Below are 12526 nucleotides of genomic sequence, written 5' to 3'. Positions count from 1 at the left end.
GATGAATCAGATATCTCGACTTTGGTCGCTGGATGGATTGCTTGTCGATAAAAATGGAGATGGCGTCGTCGATGGCATTTCGCTATACATTGATTTGCCGGAGGGGTTGCTTCCAGAAGGGCTGATTGATTTTTGTGCAAGGGCAGGCTTTGAAACGACAGCTTTGTCATTGCATTTCTTTGAAAAGGCTAATCAGAAAGTGACGATGTCTTTTGTTCAGTCAACGGACAGGACAGCTGTGGTGTTTACAGGCGATCAATTGATATTGACTTACAAAAATGAATGTGAGCTTTCGACGTTATTGCGGGAGTTGGCATTTGGTGAGTTCGAGACAACGGCTGTTCAAGGGGAACCATTTTACAGTGATGTGGAAAGTATCAGTGACATTTGGAGTTTCTCAGGATTTGGTCAGCATATGGAAGCCTCGCCAAGTCGAACGCTTAGTTTGCAAATTCGAGTGGAAGAGCAACTGATGACGACTGCATTGTTGCAAGAGTTATGTCATTTTGCAGCGAGAGCAGCCCTTTATAGCACAGCAATCGCTCATCCATTAACGGATTGTGAAGACGCGCATATCCAGTTTACGGTTGCTTCGGGAGAGGCGTCTGCCTTGCTGCTTGACGACAAGAATCGCATACGATTGGTCGGGACAAAAACGGATGTGCCATATGCACTTCGCACGTTCGTTGCTAGTAATCACTGGAGCGAGGGAGGCGCGTTTGGGTATTGGGAACAACAACAGTTACTCAATGACAAATCGCAAGCACCTTTACTGATGGAAGAAAATTGGTCAGATGAAGGAGAAGTAACTCGGATTTTGCGAATTCTTCAGGATTCACCAAATTTGGCGCATGCTGATATTGAAGTCTATGTTTCAGAGCCGTACAACGTTCGTGAAGAACTAGCCGTACAGTTGAAGAATAGCTATCCAGATGCGAACTCGATTCGTGTACGCTCATCCTTTAAAACGGGCTTTCATTGGATGCAAGAGGAATTGTTGCCTAACCTTGATGCTGAAAATGAACAAATACGTATTGAGGTCCAACAAGAAGCGCGTGCGGATGCTTTGGAGTTACCGATTCGCTGGATTCAAGAGCTATACCCTATCGACAGGTACATAGAAGAAACAACAGCGCTTTGCGCGGATGCGGTGACGTTTACATTAGAAAGTGAATTGGCTACGACATACGCTGTGTATGCAATGGATCGCAATCAACAAAAGAGCTGGCTTGGCTCGCTGGATGTTCCAGTGTCGAAAATGGAATATGTGGACGGCAAGCATGTGGTGTATCCGTCTTCCAGTGCGGTTCGTTTTCTTCACGATGGAGTGGTAACAAAGGAACACATTGTTGAGACAGATCGCGCGCAATTTTATCGCTATTATGTACAGCAAGTATTGCCGAAACTCCGGAAATCTGTTGAACAGTACAATGAAGGACAGGGGCATATCCGTCCATTATTTGATCGGATTGAAATAGATGTCTGGATGAGTGAAGAAGAATGCAAATTGCCGGTCGATGAAGAACGCGTGTCATCATTGGAAGCGTTACATGAAGATTTGTATTTCAACACGCTCGATTATTTTGCCCAAATGGGAATTGAAGTAGAAGGACAACCGTTCAATGCACCTGGTGGGGTTCATCCGTATATGCATGTCCGTGTGGGAGAAAAACCAGAAGCGAGCATTCGGATCTATCAATGGGAAGATACGCAAGCATCGGAACTTGTGACGACCAAATTGACATTTTCCGCAGACGGTTCATTTGCCCAAGCTTATATGCAACAGAATCAGACAGAAATTCAGGCGAGCATCGACGGTTTTACAGCCCCAAGTCATCATCTTCATGAAGAGTTGGATGGTTGGCTAAAGGAGCAACAACAGTACAAGATTGTGTATCCTGATTATTCTTATCAAGGGCATGCGATTCCCGTGATTGAGTGCTACGAACCGACAGGCGAAGCGTATGAATCCAAGTTAAAAATGTCCGTGATGAAAAAAACAATCTTGATAGAAGCAGGCCATCATGCCAATGAAATTTCGAGTACACCGGCTATATTAGAGCTGTTGGACAGGGTACAGCAACAAAACAAAGCGCTGTACAAAGATTTGAATATCGTTGTGATTCCATTGGCGAATCCAGACGGGTATCGTTTGTTACAGGAGTTAACGCACGAACATCCTAGCTGGAAACATCATGCAGCACGGTATAATGCAGTTGGCTTGGAATTTTCTCATATCCGTTTTCAAAAAACGATTTTTGGAGAAGCCAATATTTATCCAGAACTATTACGAAAATGGGCACCAGATATCATTGTCGATGATCATGGCATACCAGCGCATGAATGGGTTCAACCTTTTGCAGGCTATAATAGCCCGCCCCGATTCCTTATGTCATTTTTTCTACCAAGTGCGAAAATTTACGGAATTGGGCGCACCTCACACGATGTGAATCGCGACCTGCATCACCGAAATTTGGAGGAAATCGTACGTCAAGTGAGTGAAGCGATGAAAGATACAACGATTGCAGTGGAAAATCATTATTGGCAACAACGCTTTATCAAATATGGTCATCAATGGTTACCTGACGTTTTCCCGATTGAAGAAGCAGAAGGTATCCATTTCTATACACAGACTACGGTTACACCAACGTACAGCTCTGTTGGGATTATGCGTTATCCGCAGTGGGTTGCCGCAGATATTATATCCGAGGCGGCCGATGAAATTGTCGAAGGGCAGGCGCTAGCAGATTGCATCGAGGCGCATATTCTTTTCGATCAAGCGATTATCGACAGTTTGGCTCAAACACAGATTGTCGTTGAAAGAAACGGTTGCGCGATGAGTCGTCAGCGCCCTATCCAATTATGAGAAAGTAGGTACTCTACGATGAAAACACTTTTACTAACAGGATTTGAACCGTTTTTAAAGTTTACAATCAATCCAACGATGAAAATTGTAGAACAACTCGATGGCATGGTTATCGGGAACTATAAAATCCATAGCGAAGTGCTAACGGTCGATTTTCAGTCTTCGGGGGAGCAATTGCTTGCGCATATTGAAGCGCTACAGCCAGATGCGGTTCTGTCACTAGGACTTGCGGGTGGGCGTTATAAAATGACGCCAGAACGAATTGCCATCAATGTGAAAGACGGGGAGCCGGATAACAATGGGCATACACCCGTTGACGAAGTGATTCAATCGCAGGGAGAAGATGGTTATTTATCGACATTGCCAATCCGAGCGATGGTGGACCGTTTAATCGCAGAAGGGCTACCGGCGGAAATATCGAATACAGCAGGAACGTATTTATGTAACAATGTCATGTATGAAGCATTACATTATGGAGCTACACAAAGGCCAGCGATGAAAGCTGGATTTCTTCACATCCCTGCTTCACATGAATTGGCCATTCAGCATGGCCGTATCCCAAGTTGGTCACATGAGGATTTGAAAAAAGGCGTTGCCCTATGTATTGAAGTGTTATCTGCCAATGAAACCTAATCAGCACAGACAACCACAAGCCATGGTGACGAGCGAACGAGCCATTCGTTTCGATTTTGGCTCGTCCATTAATCAGAAAACGTATCAGGATATTCAGCAATTTTGCCGTTTTATTGAAAGAGATGTGCAACCTTTGCTTGAAGAGGTTGTGCCTAGTATGAATACGGTAACGGTTTTTTATCGAAGAAAGCTAGTGAACCCAGAAGCTATAATAGAAGACATACAAAAAAAATGGGCGAATGGAACGGACAAGGAGCTACTGGCTAGTTCTCGATTGATTGATATTCCGGTTTGTTATGATCCAGCGTTTAGTGAAGATATGCAGCGAATTATGGAGCACACAGGCTTGACGCGGGATGAAATTATCGCTTTGCATACAGGGACATGTTATACGGTCTATATGATTGGCTTTTTACCAGGGTTTCCTTATCTCGGTGATCTGCCAAATGCCTTACATGTTCCGCGCTTGGCGAAACCGAGACTGCGTGTACCTAAAGGGACGGTTGGGATTGGCGGTACACAAACTGGTATTTATCCCATTGAGTCTCCGGGTGGATGGAATATTATTGGAAGAACACCACTCGATCTGTACAGTTTACAACGGGTGGACCCATTTCTTATTCGTGCCGGTGATCGGTTGGTTTTTCGGGCAATCTCACTCGAAGTCTTCGAGGACATGAAAAATCAGTTAGAGCGGGAGCCTGAAAGGATTCAACAGTTTGTAAAGGAGGATGCATCATGCGAATTGATTTGAATGCGGATGTCGGGGAAAGTTTCGGTTCTTTTACAATTGGGGAAGATGAAGCTTTATTTTCTTCCATTACATCCGCTAATATTGCCTGTGGATTTCATGCGGGTGATTTTAATGTTATGCGTAAAACGGTAGAGTTGGCAGTGAGACACAATGTTTCGATTGGTGCACATCCGGGATATCCCGATCTCCAAGGGTTTGGGAGAAGGGCGCTGGTGATGCCGCCACGTGAAATTTATAATGCAGTCGTTTATCAAATAGGTGCGTTAAAACAGTTTTGTGCGATACAAGGTGTATCCATCAATCATGTAAAACCACATGGTGCACTGTACAATACGGCAGCCATTGATGGGGAGGTTGCGAATGCCATTGTGGAAGCGATTTACGATACAGTACCAGAGGCATATATCTACGGCTTATCGAATAGCGAGTTAGTGTCTGCTGGAAAAAGAATAGGGCTACAGACGGCACAAGAAGCGTTTGCGGATCGGCGTTATGATGCGGATGGCAAATTATGTTCGAGGCAGTTGCCAAATGCTGTGCTCCATACATATGAAGAGATTGAACAACAGGTCATGGACATCGTGTTGAACAAACAAGTACAAACGCTAACAGGCGCTGCAGTTACAATGGAAGCCGATACATTGTGCTTTCATGGGGATGGAAGCGATGTAGCTCTTCGAGTACAAAAAATACGCCAAGCATTGGAAGTGGCCAATATTCGTGTTAGCGCACTCGGGGATATGCGATGATTCCGTTATTCAGAGTGGCTAAAACAGGTGTCTATGCTTCTATTCAAGACAGTGGTCGATTTGGCTTTCGACGATTTGGTATGCCTGTTGCAGGGCCGATGGATCAACAAGCTTTTCAACTGGGCCAGGAGATTATAGGGAATGCAGAAGACGGCAATGCGCTAGAGCTATTTTTAGGTGGCTTAACATTGGAAGTGCTGGCAGATCATCGAATTGTCATTACGGGAGCAGACTTGGGAGCGGTGATTGACGGGGAAGAGGCGGCACCCCTATGGAAAACGTTTTTGATTCGGCAAGGTCAAACGATTTCATTCACACAGCCGGTCAATGGTGCCATTGCGTATATTATTCCGGAAGGTGGCTTGGCGGCTGAAGAGGTTTTGGGCAGCTGTGCTAGTTATCCAAGGGGGCTTATTGGAGAACCTATTAAAAAAGAGCGTATTTTGTATGCGAATGTTCCGAAAAAAGAGCGTTTTAATCGTGGATTACGTTCGTCGAACATTCCGGATTATGGACAGGAAATTACAGTTGAATTGTATAACAGTCCACATATGGGGTTGTTTAAGCAATCGAGTGTTGAAACGTTTTTAAACGCTACATATACTTATCGTGGTGGAGATCGGATGGGGTATTTCTTCGGTGGGCCATCTCTTGAATTTATCAGCAGTGGGGACATTGTGAGTGAAGCAACCCAATTTGGAACGGTGCAAGTACCATCGAATGGTCAGCCGATTATTCTCATGGCCGATGCGCAAACAACAGGGGGCTACGCGACAATTGGTACGGTTGCCCAAGAAGACCTGCCTAAAGTAGCACAATTGAGAAATGGCGGGCGAGTTCGATTTACTTATCGAATGCAAAGAAATGACGAACAAGACTAAGCAGTACGGATCCTACTTGGCATCCATACTGCTTTTTTCGTCTTTTAATTGGATGGCGAGATCAGGGGTATCTGTAAAGAGCCCATTTACGCCAAACGTCATGAGCTTGCGTATCGTTTCTTCATCATTGATGGTAAAGGGGTGGACGTGTAGTCCTTTGCTTTGCATTGTGTCGACGAATTGCTGTGTGACAGCCTCTCCGTTGATGCCAACGCCCGATGCATATTTGGTGAGCTTATGCAGGTCCTTTTTGGAAATATTGGCCTCGTTTTCAAAGTTATACAGTTGAATGAGTGGGATGGAGGGCTCTTCATCAAATAATTTTTTTAAACTGTGGGCATCGAAGGACTGGATGATGACCTTTGGTATTGTCGTCTTTTGCCCAAGTAATTTAAACTTATGAAGCTGTTGTAACAGTGCTTTTTCCATGCCAGGATAGGCAGCGGGCGATTTTAGTTCAATGTAATAATTGACCGTATCACCAAAATGAAGAAAGATGTCCTCCAAGGCGACGACACGCAAATTTTCATAACTTGTTGAGGCGTAGCGAGGGTTTTCTTCATTAAAAACATCGCCTGGTGAGTACAGTTGCAGCTCGTCAAATGTAATGTCCGCCACGGTTTGTTCAACATCCTGAAAGGACACAACCGCGTCATGAAGGGCCACTAACTTGCCATCTTTCGTCATTTGTAAATCGAGCTCAATATAATCAGCGCCCATGCGGACAGCCATATCGTAGGAGATGAGCGTATGATCGGGTGCGTAGGCAGACGCCCCGCGGTGAGCGATGACGAGGAAGTCATCTGTCGGTAAAATGGCGGGGTGCGTAGCTTGTTGTGTACAGCCATATAGAAAAAAGAGCAAGGTGACTAGATAGATTTTTTTCATGAAAACGCACCTTTCCTCATAGATGATGTAGGTAGTAAGGATATGCGCAAATCGCGTGAAATAGAAGCATAGCTGTTGTTGTGCGAAGCGCGCAAATTCGTCCGTGAACCGCGCATTGGAGTTTCCGAAGCACGCAAAGTCGCCCGCGAACTGCGCATAGAAGTTTCCAAACCGCGTAAAGCCATCTGCGAATCGCACAATCAAACCTACTCATGTCCCAACTCATAAGGAAACGAGTATTTCATGTCTATTTATCAATATCTACTATTCTAACATCCGGTCTACAATAGATGATATAGTAGAGTGATAACAATCGTTCAGAGCAAGTGAGGAAATGGAGTGAGAAATTAAATATGAAGAAAATAAGTATGTATGCCATCATATTATTATTTAGTTTCGTCATGATGCCGGTAACTAATGTAAAAGCTGCTGGCTTTCCAGATGTGGAAAACTATCAAGACGAGATTCACTATTTAGAAGAGCAACAAATTATACGCGGTTTTCCAGATGGTACATTTAAACCTATGCAGCCTGTTACGCGCTTACAAGCGATTCAAATGCTTTTAAAGGCAAAAGGTGTTACCGATTTGACAGCTCCAGATCCGGGGATGAAGGATGTAAAACCCGGAGATTATGGGTATGACGCGATAGCTAAAGCCGTCCAACTAGGCATTATTTCGGGTAAACCGCATGCGGATGGGGCGAAATACTTTGACGGGGCCAATTCGTTAACGCGTGGGCAAATGGCTAAAATACTTGTCGAGGCAAATGGTTTCACGATTGATGCAAGTAATTTGTTTTTTGATGTGGATGCGTCGAATACGTTTAAAGACTATATTTCGACGCTAGCAGCTGAGCGAATTACGAATGGGTATGGAGATGGAACGTATAAGCCGAACATACCTGTGTCTCGCCAACATTTCTCGGTGTTCGTAGCGCGGATGCTCGATGAGTCGTTTAAGGAGGAACAACTTCAGGGAACAGCTCAGTTTTTATTAGATGTTACCAAAGCGTATACATGGAACTATCATACGGATGGCCAGTTGATTACATCCACGGCAGTACATGTTCGTGATGAAGATGAAGCATTTCCTGAGTGGAATCTTTGGCAAGAAACGAGTGCGGAAGGGACAGGCTATTTTCTTGTGAAAGAGGATATCGAGGGATTATATGAAGGGTATCCTTCTATGGATACGGAGAAGCTACTGCATTATCCGTTATACAATGGAAAGAGCTGGAATGAGGATGGTGAAATCTCCCGTGTTATTGCCATCGATCGAACGATGACGACCAAAGTAGGGACGTTTACAGGGGTAACGGAACTCAAAACATCCAGTGGCTGGACGTATTATTATGCGCCGAATGTGGGGCTTATTCAGTCGTTGCTAGACGGGAAAATATACGGGGAATTGGTCAAGTTGGATTAATTGCATAAAGTGAAAAAGCGCCTATTTGAATCAGGCGCTTTTTCATACGTAGTTATTCTGCTTTTTTCACTTGTTTTGTGTTATAGATAAAATTCGAGAATATTTTAGCTGCCTGTTGTCGTGTCGTGGAGGTAGCAGGCATGTATTTTCCATTAGAGCCTGTCGCGATGCCTAGCTCATGAAGCATGGAAATGGCATTGACTGTTTCCGCATCCAAGTGCGCGATATCTGGATAAGGCGCTTGACTTGCTGACGTATACGGTTTGCCTGTATAGGCCTCAAAAGCACGTTCAATCATCAATGCGAGCTGTGAGCGCGTGACGTTTTGATCAGGCATAAATTTCCCGTCAATGCCTTTGACGATGCCACTTTCGTAGGCTGCTGCGATTTCATCCTTTGTTTCAGTCGCATAGTGGCCAATATCGCTAAATGGTGCATCCTTTGTTGCTGTCAAATCAAGCGTACGGACGAGTAAGGAAGCCGCTTGTGCACGTGTTAATGTCTGTGTAGGTGAATAGGTTGTTGCAGATGTCCCTTTTGTCAGTCCTCGGTAGTAAAGGTCTGAAATATATGCATAAGACCAATCCGTATAAGCGATGTCCGTGAATGGCGTTGTTGCAAGAATGCGTCCTTCTAGACCAGTATTGACAGTTTCCAGAGATTTCATATAGTCTGCGAAGTTTTCCCAATCAGAGAAACCAGGCTCGCTTGCGCGTCCTTCCTCATACGCTTTACCAAGCGCTTCAAAACCGTCTCCACCTCTTGCCGTAAAGACGTTTGTAGCAGCTTTGTACATTTTGTTATCATCAATTTCTTTGCCATCAATACGGAGTGAAACAATTCGTTTGCCTTGTTCAGCTGTCCCATCAAAAATGACCTGCATGCCGGCAACATGAAGGAAGCCACCTGATTCTTTCGGATATTCCTTAACGGCGTGTTCGAAGGTCGATTTCAACTCGGCGCCACTTAGTTCAATGATGGCAAGTGGATTGCCGAATGGTAGAACAGAAAGTACATTACCGTATGTGATAGGGCCTTTAGCAATGGATGTCCGAATCCCTCCGCCATTTTGGAAGGCAATCACTGTTTCAGGGTCAATTTCTTTTGCTTTTTGCAGCATACCGTCTGTAATAATGTTTCCGAGGTTGGTTTCACCTGCGCGGACACCGCCAAGGTCGCGGAGGCCGTTTAGGAAGACTTCAGCTGTTGCACCAATAGGTTCTTCCATTGTCGACTTTACTTGGTCAGCGTACGGTTTGATGAGTTCTGCCGCTTTCGGATCTTGTTCCGCGTTTTCACCGCCAACAGCATGGAGGACGCCGTCATAGTCTTTAATGACACCATCTTTATCGAATGTCACGTCAAGTTGTCCGAGGAATTTGTTGTATTCATTCGCTTGAACGATGACAACAGGTTCACTGTCTTCATTATAAACAGCGGGTTTGTCCAGTTTCACGTGGGTATGGCCGCCGACGATAATATCGATGCCAGGGACATTTTTAGCCAACAGGATATCATTGTCCACCTTATCAGAGTCGTCATAGCCGATATGTGTCAGCGCGATGATTATATTGACACCAGCGCCTTCTAATGCAGCAACCGCTGCTTTTGCTTCCGTAATATAGTTGGTGAATGTCACTTTGTCAGGGCTTGAAATGTCTACTGTTTCAGCCGTTGTTAAGCCGAAAATCCCGACTTTTTCGCCATTTACTTCTTTAATAATGCCATTGTAGATTTTTCCGTCTTCAGCATTGGCTTCGACAGTTTTCGATTGAAGACCATCAAAAAGGGAATCTGCTGAGAAGTCCGTATTGGCACTGACGAATGGAAATTTGGCATTCTTCACGAAATCTGCTAGTGCTTGATGACCTTCTTTAGATCCACCAAGGTCGAATTCATGGTTTCCGAATGTCATCGCATCGTATTGAAGATAGTTCATGACTGCAAGATCAGCTTGGCCTTTAAATTCATTGAAAAAGAGTGTTCCGGAAAATACATCGCCAGCGTCAAGAAGCACGTTGTAAGGATGCTCAGCCCGCAGTTTGTTGACGAGTGCTGCGCGTTCCGCTGTCGTGCCTAGGTTTGCGTGCGTATCGTTCGTGTGTAGAACTGTTAGTGAGAAATCCGTTGTCGTGTCCGCTGATGCGACAGCTGGTGTGATTGCAGCTGTGCTAAATAGTAGCATTGCCGCTGCAGTACCTTTGAAGTATTTTGTAGACATAGTACACCTTCCTTTTCTTTTTTTTGCTATTCTGCCATCAAGATAATAGAAGGAATAGTGGCAAAACCGCATGCTCTTTTAGTCTATCATTCAAGGGAATATAGAACAATTAAATACCTTTTATCTTCATTCAGCGGAAAACTCCCACCTCGATAGGTGGAGAGATGAATGCGGTTTTGTTTTACTTTTCAGTGGGTGTTCAACCGCCTGCTGAATGAAGAATGGAAGGCAACCTTAGTTCGCCGTGTCCTGAATGTGTGCCTTAATTTCCGCAAAGAACGCAGAAATACGGCAAATCGAACCCTTCGTAGTTCGCTTGGCAACGACTGCATGACCTACATCCTGTAGGCCCCAAGCTCGAAAAAAATCTGGACGCAATTACGCTGAGGCGAAATTGATCGATCATAAAAAATACCGAGAAGAAATGTTGCATTCTTCTCGGTATATTCGCTTACTTAACGGAATAGTATTGTACGAGACCTTGATAGATAGCCTCTGCATAAATTTCTAAATACTTATCACTTGATAGTTTTGCGAAGTCGTCCTTATTCGAAATGAAACCTAGTTCGACGAGAACAGCGGCTACATTGTTATTTTTGATAACGTAGAATCCGGACTCTTTTACCTTGCGATCTACCATGTTTGCTTGTTTAACGATATTATTCTGAATATATGCTGCGAGCGATTTACTTTCAGCTGCATTCATGTTGGCTGCTGAATAGAACACTTCCGTACCTTTAGCAGTAGGAGTAGCTGAGTTGACGTGAATCGATACGAACGTTTCAGCATAGTTATTTTGAGAGAAAGCTGTGCGGTTTTGTAATGATACATATGTGTCTGTTGAGCGTGTCATTTTAACGTTTGCACCCGCTCGTTTCAGTTTTGCTTCTACGAGATTCACAACTTTTAGGGTGATGCTTTTTTCAGTTAGCTTATTTGCTGAAGTACCAGGGTCATATCCACCGTGACCTGCATCCAGAACGATGACGCGACCAGCGAGTGGGTTGCCTGTTGTATTGACTAGTTTTAAATAGGATTTGTGAACATAGCCTGTTGTTGAATTGACGCGGATATTTGCCCAATAACCATTAATGGACAGTACATCGACAGTTTGTCCTGTCTTAAGGGTAGTGAGCACAGCTGCACTATTGCTTGCACTTGCGCGTACATTTAAGTTATTGACAGTTACTTTACCAATGGTTTTAGCTGTGGGAGCTGGTTTCTCTGGCTCCACAGGCGGTTTTTCTGTGCCGACTTCAATGGTATAGCTACTATAGATATAACCTGTTTTGCCGCCAACGAGTATACGGAGCCATTCACCATGGCGTTCAAGTACTTCAACAATCGCACCGCTATTCAATTTATGGATAACAGTTCCATCCATAGAAGGAAGAGAGCGTACATTTAATGTATCTCCACCAGTTGTGTTCACCTTGACGAAAAATGTACCGGCGATTTCACCAGGCTGTTTTACAGGTAATTTAAACTTAGTATCCATTGCTCTTGCCAAAAACATTGCGAATTGTGAGCGTGTTAGTAGTGAGTTTGGTAAGAAGTTTCCGTTACTGCCTTGTGTAACACCCGCATAATAAAGACCGTTTAACTTGTCGACATTTGGATGACCCTGGATATCTTTTAGTTGAAGGGGTTTATCGGCTGTTACTTTTTCTGAAAGATTAAAAGCGACCGCGAGTGCATAGCCCATTTCAGCCCGTTTAACATATTCATGCGGTTTAATAGAACCATCGGCATTTTGTTTGAAATAGCCGAGTGAGACAGCTTTGCTTAGGTATTTATGTTCATCGCTACCACTTGCAACATCTTTGAACGTTATATTGCCTGCGTTGTAATTTTCATTGTTAGTTGCGACAACTAGCATTTTAGCGATTTGATAGCGAGAGATGCTGTTAGCGGGTTTGTAGAGGTTTTTACCATTCTCTGTGTAACCTTGGATAATTCCTTTCCCTGCTATGTAATTGACGTGCTCATAATATTCATCCTTGGCTGTGACATCTGAAAATTGTACTTGGGCAAGTGATTGCGCAGGTACTGCCGAAACGAGTGCGACGAGCATTGCTAGAAAAGTAATCCATTTAAAATTCTTCAT

General features: G+C 44.2%; 9 protein-coding genes. 6 read left to right on the top strand and 3 right to left on the bottom strand.

The genetic code is table 11. The features are described from left to right. Position 1 precedes the first annotated feature (1 nt). Genes MKY34_RS21095 through MKY34_RS21075 form a run of 5 tightly spaced genes read left to right on the top strand, consistent with a single transcriptional unit; the run spans position 2 to position 5883 of the window. Positions 2-2866: a M14 family metallopeptidase gene (locus MKY34_RS21095; protein WP_342513067.1), complete on the top strand. Its 2865-nt coding sequence runs from the start codon at positions 2-4 to the stop codon at positions 2864-2866. Between the two features lie 18 nt (positions 2867-2884). Beyond that, the gene (locus MKY34_RS21090; RefSeq protein ID WP_342513066.1) at positions 2885-3499 is read left to right on the top strand and encodes a pyroglutamyl-peptidase I; all 615 of its coding nucleotides are present in this window, start codon (positions 2885-2887) and stop codon (positions 3497-3499) included. After that, the gene (pxpB, locus tag MKY34_RS21085; RefSeq protein WP_342513065.1) at positions 3489-4253 is read left to right on the top strand and encodes a 5-oxoprolinase subunit PxpB; all 765 of its coding nucleotides are present in this window, start codon (positions 3489-3491) and stop codon (positions 4251-4253) included. Before MKY34_RS21090 ends, pxpB begins: the two co-directional genes overlap by 11 nt. Continuing rightward, positions 4238-5002: a 5-oxoprolinase subunit PxpA gene (locus tag MKY34_RS21080; protein WP_342513064.1), complete on the top strand. Its 765-nt coding sequence runs from the start codon at positions 4238-4240 to the stop codon at positions 5000-5002. Before pxpB ends, MKY34_RS21080 begins: the two co-directional genes overlap by 16 nt. Next, entirely contained in the window at positions 4999-5883 is an 885-nt protein-coding gene (locus MKY34_RS21075) for a biotin-dependent carboxyltransferase family protein (RefSeq protein WP_342513063.1), read from the top strand. The genes MKY34_RS21080 and MKY34_RS21075 overlap by 4 nt, the downstream gene beginning before the upstream one ends. 12 nt (positions 5884-5895) lie before the next feature. Here MKY34_RS21075 and MKY34_RS21070 read toward each other — a convergent pair whose 3' ends face one another. Next, positions 5896-6969 carry a glycerophosphodiester phosphodiesterase family protein gene (locus MKY34_RS21070; protein ID WP_342513062.1) on the bottom strand — a complete coding sequence of 358 codons (1074 nt, stop codon included), beginning with the start codon at positions 6967-6969 and terminating at the stop codon, positions 5896-5898. 155 nt (positions 6970-7124) lie between these two features. Here MKY34_RS21070 and MKY34_RS21065 point away from each other — a divergent pair, with 155 nt between their 5' ends. Further along, complete coding sequence (locus MKY34_RS21065; RefSeq protein ID WP_342513061.1) at positions 7125-8198, top strand: S-layer homology domain-containing protein; 1074 nt, start codon at positions 7125-7127, stop codon at positions 8196-8198. 52 nt (positions 8199-8250) lie between these two features. Here the strand turns inward: MKY34_RS21065 and MKY34_RS21060 are convergent, their stop codons facing one another. Continuing rightward, a complete protein-coding gene (locus MKY34_RS21060) occupies positions 8251-10419 on the bottom strand; it encodes a 5'-nucleotidase C-terminal domain-containing protein (RefSeq protein ID WP_342513060.1) in 2169 nt (722 codons plus the stop codon). Between the two features lie 451 nt (positions 10420-10870). Further along, positions 10871-12526, bottom strand: coding sequence for an N-acetylmuramoyl-L-alanine amidase (locus tag MKY34_RS21055; protein WP_342513059.1), 1656 nt, complete (start codon positions 12524-12526; stop codon positions 10871-10873).

This window comes from Sporosarcina sp. FSL K6-1522 (assembly GCF_038622445.1).
Classification (GTDB): domain Bacteria; phylum Bacillota; class Bacilli; order Bacillales_A; family Planococcaceae; genus Sporosarcina.
Note: the sequence above shows the minus strand (reverse complement) of the source record. Positions and strands in the feature narration are given on the sequence as shown.

Bases quoted from the DNA above. Each gene is read 5' to 3' on its own strand.
- MKY34_RS21095 (WP_342513067.1), top strand. From the start codon at position 2: ATGAATCAGATATCTCGACTTTGGTCGCTGGATGGATTGCTTGTCGAT.
- MKY34_RS21090 (WP_342513066.1), top strand. From the start codon at position 2,885: ATGAAAACACTTTTACTAACAGGATTTGAACCGTTTTTAAAGTTTACA.
- pxpB (WP_342513065.1), top strand. From the start codon at position 3,489: ATGAAACCTAATCAGCACAGACAACCACAAGCCATGGTGACGAGCGAA.
- MKY34_RS21080 (WP_342513064.1), top strand. From the start codon at position 4,238: ATGCGAATTGATTTGAATGCGGATGTCGGGGAAAGTTTCGGTTCTTTT.
- MKY34_RS21075 (WP_342513063.1), top strand. From the start codon at position 4,999: ATGATTCCGTTATTCAGAGTGGCTAAAACAGGTGTCTATGCTTCTATT.
- MKY34_RS21065 (WP_342513061.1), top strand. From the start codon at position 7,125: ATGAAGAAAATAAGTATGTATGCCATCATATTATTATTTAGTTTCGTC.
- MKY34_RS21060 (WP_342513060.1), bottom strand. From the start codon at position 10,419: ATGTCTACAAAATACTTCAAAGGTACTGCAGCGGCAATGCTACTATTT.
- MKY34_RS21055 (WP_342513059.1), bottom strand. From the start codon at position 12,526: ATGAAGAATTTTAAATGGATTACTTTTCTAGCAATGCTCGTCGCACTC.